At 43.9% G+C, this 18,900-nt stretch carries 12 protein-coding genes; 6 read left to right on the forward strand and 6 right to left on the reverse strand.

The window, feature by feature from the left end:
- Positions 1 to 10: 10 nt before the first annotated feature.
- The gene (locus tag Cabys_RS14245; protein WP_006926812.1) at positions 11 to 1,882 is read right to left on the reverse strand and encodes a hypothetical protein; all 1,872 of its coding nucleotides are present in this window, start codon (positions 1,880 to 1,882) and stop codon (positions 11 to 13) included.
- Between the two features lie 71 nt (positions 1,883 to 1,953).
- Positions 1,954 to 2,808 carry a carboxypeptidase-like regulatory domain-containing protein gene (locus Cabys_RS14250; protein WP_006926813.1) on the reverse strand — a complete coding sequence of 285 codons (855 nt, stop codon included), beginning with the start codon at positions 2,806 to 2,808 and terminating at the stop codon, positions 1,954 to 1,956.
- Between the two features lie 514 nt (positions 2,809 to 3,322).
- On the opposite strand from Cabys_RS14250, the gene Cabys_RS14255 reads away from it, so the two are divergent.
- Complete coding sequence (locus Cabys_RS14255; RefSeq protein ID WP_006926814.1) at positions 3,323 to 5,128, forward strand: peptidylprolyl isomerase; 1,806 nt, start codon at positions 3,323 to 3,325, stop codon at positions 5,126 to 5,128.
- Between the two features lie 889 nt (positions 5,129 to 6,017).
- Positions 6,018 to 7,778 carry an IS1182 family transposase gene (locus Cabys_RS14260; protein ID WP_071961292.1) on the forward strand — a complete coding sequence of 587 codons (1,761 nt, stop codon included), beginning with the start codon at positions 6,018 to 6,020 and terminating at the stop codon, positions 7,776 to 7,778.
- Here Cabys_RS14260 and Cabys_RS19860 read toward each other — a convergent pair.
- The 3 genes from Cabys_RS19860 to Cabys_RS14280 form a co-directional block, all read right to left on the reverse strand.
- On the reverse strand, positions 7,740 to 8,153 hold the full coding sequence (locus tag Cabys_RS19860) for a hypothetical protein (RefSeq protein WP_150109222.1): 414 nt from the start codon (positions 8,151 to 8,153) through the stop codon (positions 7,740 to 7,742). The genes Cabys_RS14260 and Cabys_RS19860 overlap by 39 nt on opposite strands.
- Positions 8,154 to 8,839: 686 nt before the next feature.
- Entirely contained in the window at positions 8,840 to 9,433 is a 594-nt protein-coding gene (locus Cabys_RS14275) for a flavin reductase (RefSeq protein ID WP_071961293.1), read from the reverse strand.
- 9 nt (positions 9,434 to 9,442) lie between these two features.
- Positions 9,443 to 10,561 carry a saccharopine dehydrogenase family protein gene (locus Cabys_RS14280; protein WP_006926816.1) on the reverse strand — a complete coding sequence of 373 codons (1,119 nt, stop codon included), beginning with the start codon at positions 10,559 to 10,561 and terminating at the stop codon, positions 9,443 to 9,445.
- Between the two features lie 213 nt (positions 10,562 to 10,774).
- Between Cabys_RS14280 and Cabys_RS14285 the strand changes: the two genes are divergently transcribed.
- Positions 10,775 to 11,923 carry a thermonuclease family protein gene (locus Cabys_RS14285; RefSeq protein WP_006926817.1) on the forward strand — a complete coding sequence of 383 codons (1,149 nt, stop codon included), beginning with the start codon at positions 10,775 to 10,777 and terminating at the stop codon, positions 11,921 to 11,923.
- Positions 11,924 to 12,573: 650 nt separating this feature from the next.
- On the opposite strand, the gene Cabys_RS20100 is transcribed toward Cabys_RS14285, so the two are convergent.
- Positions 12,574 to 12,726, reverse strand: a complete 153-nt coding sequence (locus Cabys_RS20100) for a hypothetical protein (RefSeq protein WP_169313610.1) — start codon at positions 12,724 to 12,726, stop codon at positions 12,574 to 12,576.
- A 39-nt stretch (positions 12,727 to 12,765) separates the two neighbouring features.
- Here Cabys_RS20100 and Cabys_RS14290 point away from each other — a divergent pair, with 39 nt between their 5' ends.
- The 3 genes from Cabys_RS14290 (at position 12,766) to Cabys_RS14300 (ending at position 18,598) form a co-directional block, all read left to right on the forward strand.
- The gene (locus tag Cabys_RS14290) at positions 12,766 to 14,919 is read left to right on the forward strand and encodes a S9 family peptidase (protein WP_006926818.1); all 2,154 of its coding nucleotides are present in this window, start codon (positions 12,766 to 12,768) and stop codon (positions 14,917 to 14,919) included.
- 143 nt (positions 14,920 to 15,062) lie between these two features.
- Entirely contained in the window at positions 15,063 to 16,280 is a 1,218-nt protein-coding gene (locus Cabys_RS14295; protein WP_006926819.1) for a hypothetical protein, read from the forward strand.
- The gene (locus tag Cabys_RS14300) at positions 16,280 to 18,598 is read left to right on the forward strand and encodes a T9SS type A sorting domain-containing protein (protein WP_006926820.1); all 2,319 of its coding nucleotides are present in this window, start codon (positions 16,280 to 16,282) and stop codon (positions 18,596 to 18,598) included. Before Cabys_RS14295 ends, Cabys_RS14300 begins: the two co-directional genes overlap by 1 nt.
- The last annotated feature ends 302 nt before the right edge of the window (positions 18,599 to 18,900 follow it).

Consider the following 18,900-nt stretch of genomic DNA (forward strand, 5'->3'; position numbering starts at 1 on the left):
AGCTCCACTATTAAAAGATTTTGGATTCAAGCATGCTTAACAAATCGCTTACCCGATAATAATCATTTTTAAGTTCCTGCTTCAGTTTATTGGAAGCGGCCAGATTTTCATAATCCATCTTAAATTGCTTAAAATAATCTTTGGCTGCCTCGGCATAACGTCGGGCTGCCCGTGTATCATTGTTCTCTTCTTTATAAGTGGATAGACGATAATTGAGTTCGCCACGTAAGGCCGTGATTTTCATCCCCCACATTTTTCGGGATTTTTGCGGTAAATAGCTTAAATAGGCCCAGGCCTTATCACAATATTCATTTAATGCCTGTTGCAAACGTAATTCTTTTTCTCGTTTTGTATTTTTCATTTTGTCGGTGGACAACATCATGGCCTGCGCCATTTGAAACAGAATATCGCTTTTATACTGGCTACTCCTGTCGGCCTCAAAAATGTCGTTGTACATGCGAACTGCCATGTCATATTTCTTAAAATAATCAATAAATATTTTTGCCAGGAATAACCTGGAATCGACGAAGTATTCGTCGCCGGGCGAAATATTTTGCATAGCCTGAATATAGTTGGACGGTATCTTTTTCCCCGGATTGTCCTTCTGCCATTTGAGCGCGCTTAAATAGGGATGCATCACAATTATGCTAAGACGATGCGGGGTATCGGTCGCCGAGAATATAACTTCTCTGTGCGCATCTTTATAGTCTGCTACAACTTTATAAACGCCTTTAGGTAATTTTACCTTAAGGCTGCCTGTGCCCTCTGTAATCAGCTTATCGTCGGCAGAAAATAGCTTTAAAGATGCCATACGGATATCCGCTTCTATATACCAGTCTATTTTTAAAGGAATTTTTAAAGAGAGATATCTTCTTTCATTATCAAGCGCATCAGCGGTGATTTCCAAACGATCGTTCTTAAAACTATAGTCAGGAATTTGAATCGTATAAATACCCGGGGCTAACTTTACACTGGAAAACTTAATAAAACCATTGCGCTGTGTAACGCCTTTTAAGGTTATTCCTCGCCCACCGTACAGCACAATACTCTTCTGAGAAAGCGGCTTACCGTTGTCGTCCATAAGTTTTAACTGTACAAAATGTTCAAATGGATCTAAACCAATTTCATACAACGAATCCGGATTGGTAAAATTTAAAGCCACATATTGTCGCTTAATAACACCAGCTTTATAACATTCGAGCTGATTACTCCCTTCATTTTTTAAATAGATTTGCGCAAGCCCCTGCTGGTCGGTTTCGCCGACCTTTTTGCCTTCTATTTTCACGATTATCTTGTTTAATTTTTGACTATATAAACCGGACTTGTCATAAAATTTGACTCTGGCCAGAATGGGTTGTAAACGGAGATTGATTTTTTCATCTTTTTTAAATAGGAATTTAATGGGGTAGTAGAACGGCGCTATTAGCTGGGCCTCTTTGTCAAAATTGGTGGAATCGATTTTCAAGGTAATTTCGCTTTGGCTTCCTTCATAAATATCACGCCCAACGTGAATAATTTTGTAAGTTGTTTCAATACCAGTAATTTTTGGAATATCGACGCGTATGGTTACCGGATAACGGGGCGTTCTTCTAACTTTTGTTTCTTTCCTAAACGTGCTCGTTTCTGGCGCGTATGTTTGCTTCTCTCTTTTTCCAACAGCATCCTCTTGCCTGCTTTGCGCTTGATCCTTACCGGCAATCTGTTGATCTTCACGCTGAGCTTTCTGAGTTTTTTCAACCGCTTCGTCTGTTTGAGACGGAAAGCCTTCAACCACTTCTACATTTGATGCTCTCTGCTCTTTTTCTTTACCTTTTTCGCCGCAACTCCAGAGCCCGAATAACAACGGAATCAAAATGATCACCAAATATTTTACTCTTTTCATGATTTTTACCTCTGTAAAAATTTTTAAACGCTTTGCAGAAATTTTATTCAATAATTACAAATGATTGCGTTTCAATTTCCTTGATAAATCAGGCTTTTGTAATAGCCGTCTTCTTCCTTAACCTTACTCGAGTTAATCATCTCTTCTAACTGTTTCATAATACTCTCATCGGTGAGATTAGCATTAATCTGGCGCAATAAATCGGCAAAATCCTGGAAAGAAAACCGTTCCCTATTTTTTAAAAATTCATTAACCTTACCGCTTCTATTGAGTCCAAATACCGTTTGCGAGGTTTCCAGATCATTCTGCGTAATTTTATCTGCGCTGCTCTCAGTCCGGTTTACATAAATCGGTAATGAATCCAGCAATATCATACCAAGATTGTTATTTTCATATAAGGTAGGCACAATGGATCGAAAAGTTGGTTTAAAACCATTTTTTCTGAAGGTGAGCACAACTTCTAATTTGGGATTAAATCCTTTGTCTATCGTAAATTTTCCATTTTCATCCGTAAAACCCAATAGCTGTCCCATGCCATCTATCACCTGCACATTAGATACAGGCTTTTTATTTTTATCGATTACCGTACCTGAGATAATGGTTGGCCGTTTTTCCAGTTCAAAAAACTCATAAGTCACTTTCTCTCCTAAAGTCATTCTGCGCGATAACGGTAAATATTCCGGGGCGCGAATTATGACCTCTACATTAGGTGACTTTATTTTGTTTACACTAAATCCCCCGCTATAATCCGTATAGGTTCTGGTGCTGTCATTTCTCTTTAAATCTTTAACAACCACCACCGCCCCATTAATAAAGTTGGAAGAATTGTCCTGCACTTTCCCAATAAGCTGGTAGCTGGAAGAACAGGAGCTCATTAGAACAAATAATAATAACAAAGATGTGAGTTGAAAAAAACGCAAGCGCATAACCGACTACCCTCCTCTTTCGCATTAAATACAGGTAGTATATATTATCAAAAAATGTACCATTTTACACAGAAGCGCATTTTTGCAAGGTAAGTTTTTAATTTACAACGTAACCTGAAATAAGCTACCCAGCGTAGATCTTTTTAAAATGTTGCATAGTCGCAACATTTTAAAAAAATTATGTTTCGTTTTTGCAACATATTTGATTATTATGGGAAAATTTTAAAACAATAAATCACATGATCACTGAGTTCGCTCTAATAGGTGTGATTTGTCTTTTCGATGCCGTCCTGGCGGAAGAAATCTTTTGAAGGAAATATTCCAAAACAGCGTGCAAAAATTTTGAATCGTAAATCGGCCCGGCAGGCATCTTTTTCGGAACACGTTTTCCTGAATCTACGTTAATAATTGATTAAAAAAATGAAAATAACAACAAATTTGAATTTCATGGATTTTAAGATTAAATTCATTGGCTTAATTAAAATGAATTTAGAATAAAGGAGAATTCGGCTTTATGATGACCAAGATGCGGGAATTCAGTAAAATATTCATCATTCTGGTTGCGGCTTCTTTTATCGCGTTAATGGTTTTTGAATGGGGGGCTGATTACAGCGCTCAATCTAATAGACGCGATGTGGTAGGCGAGGTCAATGGCAAAAAACTGTCGTACAGTGAGTTTAATGAGCTTTTTCAACAAATCTACCGTGAAGATAAAGCCCGAACCGGCAAAGAGAGCTACACAGACGACGACTTACAAAAATTACGCGACCAGGTGTGGGAACGATTTGTTCAACAGACCCTGTTCGAAGAAGAGATGAAGCGCCTGGGCATTGCCGTTAGCGATTCCGAAGTGGTTTACCAGATTCTAAACTATCCGCTGGAAGACTTTAAACGTCACCCTTCTTTTCAGACCAACGGCGTGTTTGACATGAATAAATATCGCGCCGCGCTGGGTAATCCCAATATCCCCTGGATGCAGATCGAACAGATTTATCGTCAGCAAATTCCATACGTCAAATTGCAAAACATCATCACCAATTCAGTGCGCGTCAGCGACGAAGAAGTACTTGATGCCTTTGAGAAAAACAATATTAAGGTAAAAGTAGAATACCTGGGCGTCAACAGTTTTCAGTTCATTTCCGACTCTTTACAGGTCACCGATCAGGAAATTGAAAAGTATTACAATGAACACAAAAAGGATTTTGAACAAAAAGAACGCCGGGCGCTTTCGTACGTTAAGTTCGAGATCAAAACAACTAAAGAAGACACCCAGGCGGTCATGCAGGAATTCGAATCCATCAAAAAACGTCTGGCCGCCGGCGAAGACTTCAACAACCTGGCTCTGGAGTATTCCGAAGATCCCTCGGTTAAAAACAACAAAGGCGAGCTGGGTTATTTTGCGCGCGGCGATATGGTTAAGCCGTTTGAGGAAGCCGCCTTTAATGCCAAAGTGGGCGAGATTGTCGGCCCCATTCAAACCAGCTACGGCTTCCACCTGATTAAAGTAGAAGACAAAAAGGTTGAAGACGGCAAACAAAAGGTTAAAGTCAGCCATATCTTAATGAAAGTTCATCCGGCTCCTTCGCGTATCGAAAGCGTGGAACACAACGCCCGTCTGTTTGCCGAAGACGCCAAAACAAACGGGTTTGTTGAGCAGGCCAAAACCATGGGCTATCAGGTCAAAACAACGCCTCTCTTCCCTAAAGAAGGCGACTTTATTCCCGGCATCGGCAATCATGCCGCCATTAAAGCTTTTGCCTTTTCGGCAGAACTGAACGAGGTTTCGAATATTTTTAATGTAAACGACGGCTATGTGGTTGTCACCGTCAGTCAAATCGAACCTAAAGGGTACCGACCGCTGGAATCGGTTAAACAGGTGATCATCAATCGCATCCGTACAGAAAAAGCCAAGGCCATGGCTAAAGCGCATATTGAAAAATTCAGCGATCGCGTGAAGGCGGGCGAAGATTTTGCCAGCATTGCCGAAAGCGATCCCGAAAAGAAACTGCGTCATGATATTACCCCGCTTTTCAGCCGCGCTTCCACGGTACCGGGCATCGGCTTTTCGGTTGAGTTTAATGCCACGGCTTTTGCTCTGGAACCCGGTGAAATTTCCGACCTGGTAGAAACCGCCCGCGGCTATTACTATCTCAAGTCGCTGGAAAAAACGCCTTTTGATTCCACGGCTTTTGCCGCCCAAAAAGACGCCATTCGCACGCGGCTGCTCAACGAGAAACGTAATCAGATTTTTACCAGCTGGTACGAACAGCTTAAAGAGAAAGCAGATATTGAAGATAATAGAAGAATGTTCAATCTCTAAAATTTCCTCCTCCCTCCCTCAACCAGGCTCCCTTCGGGGAGCCTTTACTGTTTTATTTTTGGATACTTCCTCTGGAAGATCAATCCCGCCCGGGCGGGCTTTGAAAATTTTTGTGCTGCTGGATTGGTTGAATAGTTAATTAGTTGAATGGTTGAATAGAAACTCACAAATACGCAAATATTGAACATCATTGGAGAAAAATTTCCAACGAACAGTTCTTCCCACTCTCCCAGACTCTTTTTCTTGGAAAGGGGGTGAGGGCAATTGAAACTATTTTTAATTTAAAATAGTTTTTGCGCCTTTGTGACTTCTCTGAACTCTCTGTGGTCGCTTACAATAATTTGTTTAATCATTTTCTGCGATTATTGACCTAATCTGCGAGAAAATTACTTTGCGCACGTTGTGGTTGATTTTGCTTGCGGCTGTGCTGCCTTGGGGATAGTTTTTGAACCTTGATTTTCAGGATTACAGGATTTTCTTGATTTTTTACTACAATGAAACGATGCATCCCATTTTAAAGATAAATTCTGGAATGCAGATAAAATAATCCTGTTAATCCAAAAATCGGGCAAATCCTGGTTCAAAATTTAATTTTTCATCTGCCGGTCATTCCGAATTCCCATCGGGCGGAATGCGAAAATTTTTGTGCTGTTTTAAAAACTCATCCCCCAGCCCGGGGCTGTCCCAAAAGTAAATCAAGATGTATAAATATGCAGGTTTTTAAATATAATTTTATTGGTAAATGTGATACGAAATTATGGAAAAGGTAAAAGATTTCAACAAAAAAACATGAATAAAAACAAGATTTAAATTGGTTCTATTTATTGTCTTTAGCACATAAAATAACTTGCATTAATAACTTGAAAATATTAAATTTAAAATAAAAACCATGAAGCCAAAACGTTGTCGGAAAATCCCATTTAAAACTACCGATCAAAACCAACTTACTATTCTTCCGCCTTCATTAGATGAGCTCATAGACCCCAATCATATGGTTCGGTTTATCAATGCCATCATAGACAAGATGGATATTGATTTTTTAATTAAAGAATACAAAGGAGGCGGTCGGGCCGCGTATCATCCGCGGATGCTATTAAAAGTAGTCATTTATGCCTATACGCAGAAGATATTTACTTCGCGCCAGATAGCTAAGGCCTTAAGAGAGAATATTCATTTCATGTGGTTATCAGGGAACAGTCGTCCGGATTTTAGGACGATAAATCGTTTTCGTTCATCACGATTGAAGGGAAAAATAGAGGAAGTATTCACCTATGTAGTTGAGCAATTATTGGAGTTGGGCTATATCGAATTAAATGATCTTTTTATAGACGGGAGCAAATTTCAGGCGAATGCGAATAAATACAAGGCAGTCTGGAAGAAGAATGTAGACCGTTACCAGAGAGTACTTCAAGAGAAGCTAAAGGAATTACTAAAGAAGATAGATAACGAGAATGATTTAGAGAATCGTTTATACGGTAATAAAGATTTAGGAGAATTAGGAGAGGATGTTACTTTAAGCTCTCATCAGATTGAACAAATAGTTGATATATTGAATGAGCGGTTAAAAAAGGAACCGGACAATAAGGAATTAAAGAGAGCAAAAAATAAAATAGAGAAGGATTATTTACCGCGCCAACGTAAATATGAAAAGCAACGAAAGCTTCTAAATGGTAGGAATAGCTATAGCCAGACGGACCCGGATGCTACCTTTATGAGTAAGAAGCGGGATCATCATAATAATACGGATTTGCTTCCGAGTTATAATGTTCAGGTAGGAAGTGAGAATCAATTTATAGTGAATTATACGATAAATCAGAACGCGAATGATAGCGTATTATTAAAGCCCTTTATGGAGTCATACAAGCGTTGTTATGGTAGGCAACCAAATCGAGTAATAGGCGATGCAGGCTATGGAAGTGAGGAGAATTATGCATATTTGGAATCAGAAGGTGTAGAAGCTTATATCAAATACAGTAGTTATTACAAAGAGCAAAAGAAGTCATACAAAGAGAATCCTTTTTTGATAGATAACATGCGGTATGATCCTGAATTAGATCGCTATGAATGTCCTGCCGGTCGGTATTTAGAATATGTTGGAGAACAGGAAAATGTTACGTCGACGGGATTTAAAGTAAAGCATCGTATTTACCGTAGTGAGAGTTGTGAAGGCTGTGCATTGAAAGAGAAGTGCTATAAGGGCCAGACTGCGCGTGTTGTTAGAGTAAATGTCATGCTTAATGATTATAAAAAGCAGGTTCGTTCTCGATTGAATACGGAAGAAGGAAGAAAATTAATCAGCAAACGAGGTTCGGAGATAGAAACAATTTTTGGACAAATAAAGCATAATCTTGGAATAAGGGGCTTTTTATTAAGAGGATTAGATAAAGTAAAAACAGAATTTGGTATAATAGCAGTAGCGTATAATTTAAAAAAGATGTTTAATCAGATGAAAGAGTACGGTTTAGTTAACGAGATGTATAAGTATAGCGCTAACATCTTTTTTAATTTAAACCGGGCAAGCCAGTGTCAAAATTTAGGCCCAAAAAATACCATTTTAAAATCGTTAGAGCGGTTTTTTATAGAAATTAAGGAAAAAATAGTTGTTAAATATTCATCTTGTCTCTTCAACGCCAAAATATGTTTTGTATAAAAATTTACTTTCATCGACTTTTGGGACAGCCCCGGGCGTAAATAGCACCGATTTGCTTAGTTTTCGGCTTACATTTTGTGATACAGTTCTATTTTTTCTTTTCGATCCTGGCGTTCCCTTTTCAGTTGACGCTGGACAGAAAGGTTTGCGTGAAAAAATCTTTGTGCGCTTTGTGACTTCTTTGCGCTCTTGGTGGTTCGTTTTTGGTTGCGGCTGCGCTGCCTTAGGGATAGTTTTTGAACCTTGATTTTCAGGATTACGGGATTTTCTTGATTTTTTACTACAATGAAACGATGCATCCCATTTTAAAGATAAATTCTGGAATGCAGATAAAATAATCCTGTTAATCCAAAAATCGGGCAAATCCTGGTTCAAAATTTAATTTCTCATCTTCCGGTCATTCCAATCCCGTCCTGACCTGAAGATTGACAGCCACCATTTTTGTAGAAGCGAAGGATGTTCATCTGTTTTTTAAAAATATTTATTTAGCGTGTACAAAGATTAGTGCGAGCCAAAGCGAAATTTTAAGGAGAATCCTTCGCTTTTACTGATTTTTCCTCGTAACGTTTTGGGAAGATTTCTCCTCCCCCGTGGAACGGGCTCGTCGAAATGACAGGAGAGGACCCGTGGAACGTATTCATCGAAATGACAGGGGAAGACCTGTGGGACGTGTTCATCGAAATGACAGGAGAGTTGGAGAAGGACGTGTTCGTCGAATTGACAGGAGATTGGGAGTGGAACGGGCTCGTCGAAATGACAGGGGAGAGACTACCTTTTGCCATTCCGTGGAGCGCCTACCACTCCGTCATTTAGAGGATTCCGCCGGCGGGACGACGAGAAAGCTTTTTTATCCTTCACCGCTCCCCCCCCCGCTCCCTGAGCGAAGTCGAAGGGAGCGAAATCGAAGGCTTGCCCTGAACGCAGCCGAAGGGGAGGCTTCACAATCACGGTTGCTTCGGCTACGCTCAGCAACCGTACTCATGCTCCCTGAGCGAAGTCGAAGGCTTGCCCTGAACGCAGCCGAAGGGGAGGCTTCACAATCACGGTTGCTTCGGCTACGCTCAGCAACCGTACTCCCGCTCCCTGAGCGTAGTCGAAGGCCTGCCCTGAGCGAAGTCGAAGGGAGTGAAGCTTCTATTTTTTTTTTTTAATACGCGAACGACTTCCCCGAAATAGATTCTGTGATAGTCATTCTGCGCGTAATTGTCTTCAATGGCAGGATCCAGAAAATTTTCAGGGTGAAAATCGTCCTGATAAATTTTTTTACAGACCACAATCAGGTCGGCTTCCTCAAACGCCACACTCTTTTCCTCTGGCAGGGGAAAAGGCGTTAACCCCGCTTCCGCTATCTTGTCGCCATCTCTGCCCGATTTTGTGCCCAGCAGAGACAGCGCCGGTCGGTACGCTTCCGGAAATGCGCACAGGGTAAAGTAATCAAATCGATTCATAAATTGAAATGTAAAGCGCGTGGGACGCACCACGACCTGTGCGAACGGTCGGTTCCACATAATCCCCATGCTTCCCCAGGAGATGGTCATGGTATTAAACGCCTTGTTTGAAAATTGACCGGCCGTCAGCAACAACCAGCGATCGTCAAATAAAGAGAAGACATTAAAGTTTAACGACTTTACATCGACTTCATTAAAAGATTTCATCCTGCCCCCTTAAATTTCTGTTTGTTGATAGTGAATGCCGCGTTGGTGGAACTCATTAAACACAAAACGCACCAGTTCATGGTTGTGTCCTAATTGTTCTAAAGGCAGAATACCCTTTTCAGTGATCAGGCCGTTCAGCATTGCCCGCGCCATAATAGTGGCTGTATAGCCGGTGGTACGCGCCATGGAATGGATGCCAGACTTTGCGTCGTAAAAATCGAGCAGGTCAAACTGCAGTCCGCCGTCCGGGCCGCGCACTTCCACGCGCATTACGGTCAGGTCTTCCTCGCCAGGTTTCAGCTGCCACTGTTTAAAGAGCGTTTGACAGGTCAGGTCAATGGGACGAATCTTTTGCCCATTAATTTCAAGCGGCGCTTCGTCCAGCAAACCGGTCTGTTTTAAAAACAAAACCTTTTCTCTATGTCCGGGGTAGCGCAGGGTTTTTTCCACCATGTCAGGCGCGTCAATGGTGTAAAGCAAAGTGCGCAAACCGTCGCTGTTAAAAGCCTCCAGCGTGCCCACCTGTGGAAAGTCAATAAACTCCGGATCGGTGAGCGGCTCTTTAACCACGATTTTGCCGTCTTTTTTAAAACGGGCGGGACGCGTGTACTCTTCAATGACATCGATCGGCGAAAACACGGCTTTGTATTCCCAGGGCAACTGGCGAACACGCGGCAGACCGCCTACATAAATTTTTACCTCTTCAACTTTTTTTAAAAGGGATTGCCCATAACCAACCAGTAAATTACTCATGCCCGGCGCAACGCCGCAATCAACCAGCGCCGTCACCTGATTTTTTAGGGCCAGTGTCTGAAGGGCAAGGGCATCTTCCGGGAAAAAAGCAATATCGACTACGTTTTTCCCCAATTCAAGCAAATGTTTCAGAGTTTGATACCCCAAAAATCCGGGCAGGGCGTTAATGACAACAGCAGCGTCTCTGGTGAGCTCCTTCAAAATCAGCGGATCGGTGGCATCGGCAACCTGCACATCTATTGCATCGATCTTCTCTAATTCCTTTAATTTCTGAGCATCCCGATCCACAATTAGAACATTTTTATCGCTGTCCTGCGCCAGATCACGCGCCATCGGATTGCCGATCAGGCCAGCTCCTAAAATCACAATTTGCATCAAAGTCCCTTTCCCTTTAATAGATGTGTATTTCAGCTAAATTTATCAAATTCTCTTTTTAAGTGCAAAAACCGCCTTTTACCTTATTACTTTAAAAAGGTCTTCCCCTTATCATCCGTCAAAAAATATTTACAGTAGTTGAAAAATTAATACCGTTCGTTTATATTGGGATAGTTTTACCACGTCTTCGCTTCATGTCTGGAGGAAATAATAATGTACTCTAAATTGTTACCTTTGGTGATGTTCATAATTTTAGGATCGTTTTGTTCTCCCACCGTTTTTGCCGCTCAAAAGATTAAAATTGTAAAGATTCTGGATACCAATCTCTTTTTGCTTCAGGATGGTCGAAAGATCAGTCTGGCCAATTTGCAGATGCCCTCAAAGGCGGATAGCAACCAGGCGCGACAGGCTATTGCGCAAAAGATTCTGGCCTATGAACACCAACATTTATTAAAATATGATTTGATAATGGAACCATCTCCCGCCGCCGACTCCACCATGCAAATTATTCCTGTACATCTGTTTCAGAAGCTGCCATTGAGTAAAGTCAATTTTAACAAAGAATTACTTGAATTGGGCTATGCGTTTTATGTCCCCGTGGATTCGTTGTACCGCGAAGAATACGAATGGGCGGTCCGTAAGGCCAAAAAATTAAAACGGCCCCTCTGGGCTCCTGAACGGTATTTACAACGCCAGAAGGTGGCTGTGTTCTTTGGCACCAGCGGCGTTATCGGTCAATTCAATTCTCTTGAGTTTCCGCAGAAAAATGATTTTCGATTATGGGGAATCGATGTCATGATCGGTAATCCATACAGTGGTTCTTTCTCTGGAGAGCTTAAACTGGGAAAAATTCGTATTAGAGAAAAGGGCTTTGCAGCCTGTGAAGCGGGTCCGGCGGCCCATTACGCAGTGGACGCCCTTTATGACTTTATCATTCTTAATTCTCAACTAAATTTCACCTATTTTGGCTTTGGTGTGGGCTTTTTCTATTTGGCCCAAACTAAACGCGGATTTTGTGACGAAGTTCTTGGCGCTAATGCTGTGCCAAATCTGAATGTAAGATTGGGGTTTATGGAGAAATTTTTTATTTCGGCAGAGTTGAACAATTCGATTCCGGAACTCTGGCAAGTAGGAATTACCTACCGATTCGCTGCGCCCTTCTCCAGCATCTGGATTGGTTACCTGGGCATCAATGATTTTGAAAATTTTAAAGAATCGTTCAACCAGAACCACTACATCGGGATCAAAGGTCAATATCTTTTCTGGAACCGATTGTTAATGCACGTCAGCGGACAAATTCGCCCCAACTCCAGCGACAAATTTTGGGGAGCCGGCCTGTCTTTTAAAATTTACTCCAATTAGAGAACCATATCACTCAAATCTATGCGGAAAGGGCCGGCAGATTCCTGGTACAGTTGTCGAATTTAGATTCCAGCCATTTTCTGCGCAATTAGCTGTGCCACATTCCCCTCACCTTCTGGTCGGACACACTTACAAAGGGCGCTAAAGTTGCCGGAATGTGTAACACGTAAAGCGTGACAGGCAATGAAACTGAGCAAATTCAAGCAGAGGATCAGAATCATGGTAATCCAAAAATCAAGCAAATCCTGGTTCAAAATTTAATTTTTTCATCTGCCGGTCATTCCAAATTCCCATCTGGCGGAATGCGAAAATTTTTGTTCTGCTGGATTGGTTGAATAGTTAATTAGTTGAATGGTTGAATAGAAATTTACAAATACGCAAATATTGGACATCATTGGAGAAAAATTTCCAACGAACAGTTCTTCCCACTCTCCCACAATCTTTTTCTTGGATAGAGGGTAAGGGCAATTGAAACTATTTTTAATTTAAAATAGTTTTTGCGCCTTTGTGACTTCTCTGAGCTCTCTGTGTTCGCTTACAATAATTTGTTTAATCATTTTCTGCGATTATTGGCGTAATCTGCAAGAAAATTACTTTGCGCACGTTGTGGTTGATTTTGCTTGCGGCTGTGCTGCCTTGGAATAAATTCATCAATCAACAATCATAAATCCATTCAGGCTGTGTAAAAACGACGTTGCAAATCGTCTATGAAACGGCGCCGCTAAATGGAAAGCGCGCTTTTTGCCAGCTCCACGCTGCCAGGCGACAAACCATTTTAAAGTGCGTTGAACCGATTTTTTCATTAACTTTAACTCCGTACGCATTTAACGGAGGAGACCATCATGTCTAAAAGATTTTCCATTCTTTTTTCACTACTGTTTGCTTTTACGCTTTTGGCCGGCGAAAAAACGCTAACCATAAAAGAAGCCATTCTCGGAAATTACCAGAATCTAAAAGTTGAAAATCTGGAACAGTTGCAATGGATTTATGATACTGAAAATTTTTGCTACGTGGACTCCTTAAATCAGCAATACGGTTTGATTAAAGTCTCCGCGCGCACTCAACAGCGCCTCATGCTGCTCACGCTGGACTCTTTAAACGCTCTGATGAACAGGGCAAACCAAACGCCTTTAAAGAAATTTCCCCGCATCGCCTGGCAAAACGCCCAGCGTTTTCGCTTTAGAAGCGGGCAAAAATTCTTTGTGTGCGATTTGACTGAGCCGGCCGTGCAGCTAATCAACGAAATTCCCGAACAGGCCCAAAACGTGGAACTCCATCCGAAATTGAACTACGTAGCCTACACCATTGGCCAGAACCTTTATGTCTCTCTTAAAGCGGGGCAAACCATTCAAATCACGTTCGACACAGAAGACGGCATCTTAAACGGCGACAGCTACGTGCACCGCCAGGAGTTCGGCATCCGCAAGGGCATTTTCTGGTCGCCTTCCGGAAAGCATTTAGCCTTTTACCGCGTGGATCAGCGTATGGTAACCCAATATCCGCTGGTAGATATCGACAGCCGGCCGGCAAAACTGCGTTACATCCGCTATCCGTTTACCGGCATGACCAGCGAGCAGGTAAGCGTTGGCGTGTACCATCTTCAAACTGGCTCTATCACCTACCTGCAAACCGGCGAACCTCAGGATCATTACAAATGTAGCGTCACCTGGAGTCCCGATGAGCAATTCATTTACGTGGCGCAGCTAAACCGCGATCAAAACCATTTACGCCTGGTGAAATATGATCCGCAAAATGGCCTGGCGCAGCAAACACTCTTCGAAGAAAGCGATGATCAATGGGTAGAGCCCGAACACGGTCTTCTCTTTGTTAACGATGATCCGAACCGCTTTATCTGGTTTTCCAAACGGAACGGCTACAACGACCTCTATCTTTATCGCAGCGATGGGAAATTACTGCGCAAACTAACGCCCTCGCAGTGGGATGTGACGCGCTTTCTGGGCTTTGACGCCGCCGGAAAGAACGCTTTCTTTCTGGCCTCGGCCAACAACGGCCTGGATCGTCAGGCGTTTAAGGTGTCGTTGAAATCGGGACGTTTAACCCAACTCACCCATTCTTCCGGCGTTCATGTTGTTCAGTTTCAAAAACAGGGCAAGTTTTTGCTTGATCGCTTCACCAATCTCTCCACGCCGAACCGCATTGCTCTTTTGGACGCCAGCGGCCGGGAAGTTCAGGTTTTACTGAATGCCGCCAATCCACTGCAAGAATACAAAATCGGCGATTTAAAACTGCTGCAACTGCAGAGCGAGGCGGGAGATGTTTTGAATGCGCGCATCATCTTTCCGCCCGATTTTGATCCGGCTAAAAAATATCCGGTGATCGTTTACGTTTACGGCGGGCCGCATGGGCAAATGCTCACCAACAGTTTTTTGCGCGGCTGGAGATGGTGGTTTTACTACATGGCGCAAAAAGGCTTTATCCTGTTTACGCTTGATAATCGCGGCACCAACAATCGCGGCCTGGAATTCGAACAGGTGATCCACCGCCGCCTGGGAACCATAGAAGTGCAGGATCAAATGGTCGGCATTCGCTATCTCAAAAGCCAGCCTTTTGTGGACAGCACGCGCATCGGCGTTCACGGCTGGAGCTACGGCGGTTTTATGACCATTTCGCTTATGACGCGCCAGCCGGGCGTGTTTAAAGTAGGCGTGGCCGGCGGGCCGGTAATCGACTGGCGCTACTACGAAGTAATGTACGGCGAACGCTACATGGACACGCCCCAGAGCAATCCCGAAGGCTACGAAACCTCCAGCTTGCTCAATTACGTTCAAAACCTGGAAGGCCGTTTGCTGATCATTCACGGTACGGTGGATCCGGTGGTCGTTTTGCAAAACAGCTGGCTTTATTTGCGCAAGGCCATTGATCTCCAGAAACAGGTAGATTACTTTGTCTATCCAGGAGACGAGCACAACATGCGTGGCCAGGATCGCGTACACCTGTACCAGAAAATTTCGGATTACTTTCTGGAGCATCTATAATTGTAATCTTTAAAAAAATATTAAATTAGATTTTTACCGCGCCTTTTGCGGCATATTGGCAATTGAATAGAGAGAAAATTTTAGATAGATGAAATCTGTACTTTATAAATCACGATCTGATCATTGATCAGAGGGAGTTCCCCATGTTAAAACGACTCGTACTTTTAGGCAGTCTTTTATTTTTCGGATTTACCGTGCAAAACGACAATCCGCCCTTTACAGCGCAGCTTATAACGCAAGTCGACCAGCAGGTTCGGCAGTGGATTTTTGCCCCACCAAACGATGATGCGCCCCTTAACTATTTTACTTTAACCGACGATAAACTATTGATTAATAAGGACGCAGAAACGGTCGAATTACCCTTACCGCCTCACTTTTACCGCTTAAAAACATCAGCGGAAAGCCATTGTTTTGCGTTAATTGAGTTGTTACCCGCAAGCAAAGAGCATACTTCAGCCCGACTTGCGATCAAGGTGTATGCGACGCCTCAAACCCTTTTATTCAGCGTCGAAGAGCCTCTGTTGAATCCGGAATCCATTCCTTCCGTCACCGTTCTGGATAACGGCGCCCTGATTTTAAGCGAAGCGCCCATCGGACGACTCGCCTTTTACTCCACCAGCGGCCGGCTTTTGCGCGAACTACAACTCTTTGATGATGCATCGTATGATCTGGAGCGCGTTTTAATGGTAGCGCCGGCTGCCGCGGATGCCAATCGGATTGCGGTACTGGCCAGTAAACGCGGCAGCGCGCCTCTGGACTCCGATGCGCCCCGGCCGACGGGCGAACCGCATCTTTTTATGTTCGATTATCAGGGAAATCTAATGTGGCAGCAGGCCTTGCCCGAAGCGGCTCCGTCGAATATTGCCTTTTCGCCGGATGGCGAACATTTGCTGGTCAGCGTGCACTCTGCTTATCTGTTCAAACCCATCGTCAAAAAAACATTGCTTGTAACAGCCGACGGAGCCCTGCAAAAAACCTTTTCCTTTCTTTTTAAACAGATCGATTTCGCCCGCGCGCAAAAACGCGCCCTCCTGGCAGATCGTTTCACCGTGCGACAAATCAATCTCCAAAACGGTGAATTGGAATGGGAACACCATTTTTTGCCGGAGAAAGGTCTGGTAGCCGCGGTCAAACTGGATGAAAACGGACAGAAAGCGGCCGTGCTAACTGCGCTCCATCGTTTTTACAATCATCGTTTCGAATTTCATGCGCCGACGCTTCACGCTTTTGATCAGCAAGGAAAGCTTTTAAAGAAGGTTGTTTTTGAAGGCGAAAAATTTCTTACACCGGCCCTGCAATTTAAACAAAACGAAATTTACACGGGCTTTATTCAAAACCTGTACAAAACAGAGGTTCAATAATGGAAAAGATGCGGTCTATTCTTTACGCCTTAAAATCGCTTATTTTAGATTCAAAATACCTGGCGGTTCCGAATCACAGTCAACACGGTTACTCTGCAGCAATTGTTTTCTTTCTTGTTTTATTCCTGATGGCTTTCGCCGTACAAAGTCAGGAGCAATTTCCCTGGCCGGTTGAACCCTTTCATCAAAACCATGAAATCACCGGCACCTTTTGCGAATTTCGCGATACGGGCTCCTCAGATCATTTTCACAATGGGACTGATATCCCCAAAGCCGATGGGCAGCCCGTGTATCCGGTCAAAGACGGAACCATTGTTAGCATGTACACCGTCGGTTCCAATGCCTACGTACGCGTAAACGATATCGCCTACGTGCACATCAAACCCAACGCCTCGCTATCCGTGGGCGATAGAGTTATTGCCGGCCAAACCATTCTGGGCACCATTTACCCGGGTCTGGGACACGTTCATTTTACCTATGGCTACGTAGGTTCCGAAAAGAACGCCATGCTGCCCAACCAGGGTTTTACCCCGCTGGAGGACCCCTGGCCGCCGATTATTCGTTATGTGCATTTTTACATCAACAACAGCCTGCAAAAATTCCCCACGCCTCGCGTGAGCGGCGCGGTGGATATTGTGGTTAAAGTGGACGAACAAAACGGCCCGCCTTCTTCTTTGGTTTCCAGACGCAACAACGGTATTTACAAGATTGGCTACAAAATTTTCACGAAGGACACGTCCACCGTTATTTACGCGCCGTCGCCCGATGGCCTGCGTTTTAAATTTGACACTAAACCCAGCAACGCCTATGTGCACAATGTTTTCTTCGATCAGCTTTCAAGCACCACCAGCCATGTTTACATTCTGACCAACCGTCTTGAGTCGGACGATTACTGGAACACCACCGAACTCGATTCCGGCAAATACGTGGTAATGGTTTTTGCCGAAGATACGCGCGGCAACGCCGACACGCTTTACGTTCAGGTAGAAGTTACCGGCGAGGACGCCCTACCGCCCGCCCAGCCGACCATGCGTTTTGCGCGCAGCCTTGCACAGGGCATGCAAATCGCCTGGTACCCGGTCGGCGATTCGGATCTGAAAGGATATCGCTACTACTTTAGTTGGGACCTGGAAAACTGGAATTTACATACCAACGAAGGAGAATTAACCGCCGAAAAAACCGATACAACCTTTAATGTGCAGTTCACAAAACCGGTGTTTTCCCGCATGTCGGCGGTGGACAAAGCCTATCCTCCCAATGAAAGTGAATTCAGCGATGTGTACGGCGCCATGCCTTCGCCAGATAACCAGCGTGTTCTGATTGTGGATGGTTTCGACCGCACGCAAAGCAGCGGAAGCTGGCATCAACCGGCCCATTGGTTTGCCGCCCTGCACGGCCAGGCCTTGGCTGCCAACGGATTTGGCTTTGACTGTGCCGCCAACGAGGCAGTGCTGGACGGCAGCGTCAATTTAAACGAGTACGATGCCGTTATCTGGCTGTTGGGCGATGAGTCAACCACCGACGAAACCTTTAGCGCCGCAGAACAACAATTGGTTAAAGCCTATCTGGAAGCGGGAGGACGCTTGTTCGTCAGCGGCTCCGAAATCGCATGGGACCTGGATCAGGATAATACCTCCTCCGCTTCTACAGCCGAAGACGAAGAATTTTTGCACAACTATCTAAAAGCCGACTACGTTGCCGATGATTCCAAAATCTACCAGGTAACGGGTTTAAGCGGTACGATTTTCGAAGGACTTGAATTGAGCTATGGTCAGCAGCCCTATGCTGAAGATTATCCGGACGCCATCAAAGCCTACGGCGGTTCACAGGCTGCGCTGCAGTACAAAGGAACCAGCCTGATCGCCGCTGTGCAATACGAAGGCACGTTTGGTTCAGGAACGGTTCCCGGCAAGCTGGTTTACCTGGCCTTCCCTTTCGAAACCATTGACACCGAACAGCAGCGCAACGCCCTGATGCAACGCGTTCTTAATTTCTTTTTCGATTTGAATGATCTTCAGGAAAGCCGGCCCCACGTGGCAGAACAATTTGTCGTAGCGCAAAATTATCCCAATCCCTTTAACAGCAGTACAAACATTCAGGTTGTTCTTCCCCGCAGCGGCCACATTCAGGTGGCTATTTACGATTTAGAAGGCCGCCTGATTCGCCTGTTAAAAAGCGGCCATTTAAACCAGGGTCGCCATATTTTTCACTGGAATGGCGCCAATGAAAAAGGAGAAGCGGTTGCCAGCGGACTCTATGTGTACCGAATAACATTTGCCGGAAAAGCTCTCTCCCGAAAAATGCTTCTGGTCAAATAAACTCTGTACCTCGAACGCTGGAATACTTCTTTCGTAAGGTCTTTTCCGCCATGGCAAAAGCGAAGATATTTATGCAGCTGGGGGGGGTGATTGGTTGAATAGTTGATTGGTTGATTTGTTGAATGGTTGCCGGGCTGTCATAACGCAGCAATAAGTATGCCTTACATCGTTAGATACCGCCGCCTGCCGGAAAGACGACCTTCTGACCTCCTCTCTCGGAATTTTATTCTGGGAAAGAGGGTGAGGGCAATTGAAACTATTTTAATTTAAAACAATCTCTGCGCTCTTTGTGACTTCTCTGC

The organism is Caldithrix abyssi DSM 13497, assembly GCF_001886815.1.
GTDB lineage: Bacteria > Calditrichota > Calditrichia > Calditrichales > Calditrichaceae > Caldithrix > Caldithrix abyssi.

Excerpts from the sequence above, each read along its gene's own strand:
- Cabys_RS14290 (WP_006926818.1), top strand. The coding sequence starts at position 12,766 with ATGTCTAAAAGATTTTCCATTCTTTTTTCACTACTGTTTGCTTTTACG.
- Cabys_RS20100 (WP_169313610.1), bottom strand. The coding sequence starts at position 12,726 with ATGAAAAAATCGGTTCAACGCACTTTAAAATGGTTTGTCGCCTGGCAG.
- Cabys_RS14285 (WP_006926817.1), top strand. The coding sequence starts at position 10,775 with ATGTACTCTAAATTGTTACCTTTGGTGATGTTCATAATTTTAGGATCG.
- Cabys_RS14300 (WP_006926820.1), top strand. The coding sequence starts at position 16,280 with ATGGAAAAGATGCGGTCTATTCTTTACGCCTTAAAATCGCTTATTTTA.
- Cabys_RS14275 (WP_071961293.1), bottom strand. The coding sequence starts at position 9,433 with ATGAAATCTTTTAATGAAGTCGATGTAAAGTCGTTAAACTTTAATGTC.
- Cabys_RS14245 (WP_006926812.1), bottom strand. The coding sequence starts at position 1,882 with ATGAAAAGAGTAAAATATTTGGTGATCATTTTGATTCCGTTGTTATTC.
- Cabys_RS14255 (WP_006926814.1), top strand. The coding sequence starts at position 3,323 with ATGATGACCAAGATGCGGGAATTCAGTAAAATATTCATCATTCTGGTT.
- Cabys_RS14295 (WP_006926819.1), top strand. The coding sequence starts at position 15,063 with ATGTTAAAACGACTCGTACTTTTAGGCAGTCTTTTATTTTTCGGATTT.
- Cabys_RS14260 (WP_071961292.1), top strand. The coding sequence starts at position 6,018 with ATGAAGCCAAAACGTTGTCGGAAAATCCCATTTAAAACTACCGATCAA.
- Cabys_RS14250 (WP_006926813.1), bottom strand. The coding sequence starts at position 2,808 with ATGCGCTTGCGTTTTTTTCAACTCACATCTTTGTTATTATTATTTGTT.
- Cabys_RS14280 (WP_006926816.1), bottom strand. The coding sequence starts at position 10,561 with ATGCAAATTGTGATTTTAGGAGCTGGCCTGATCGGCAATCCGATGGCG.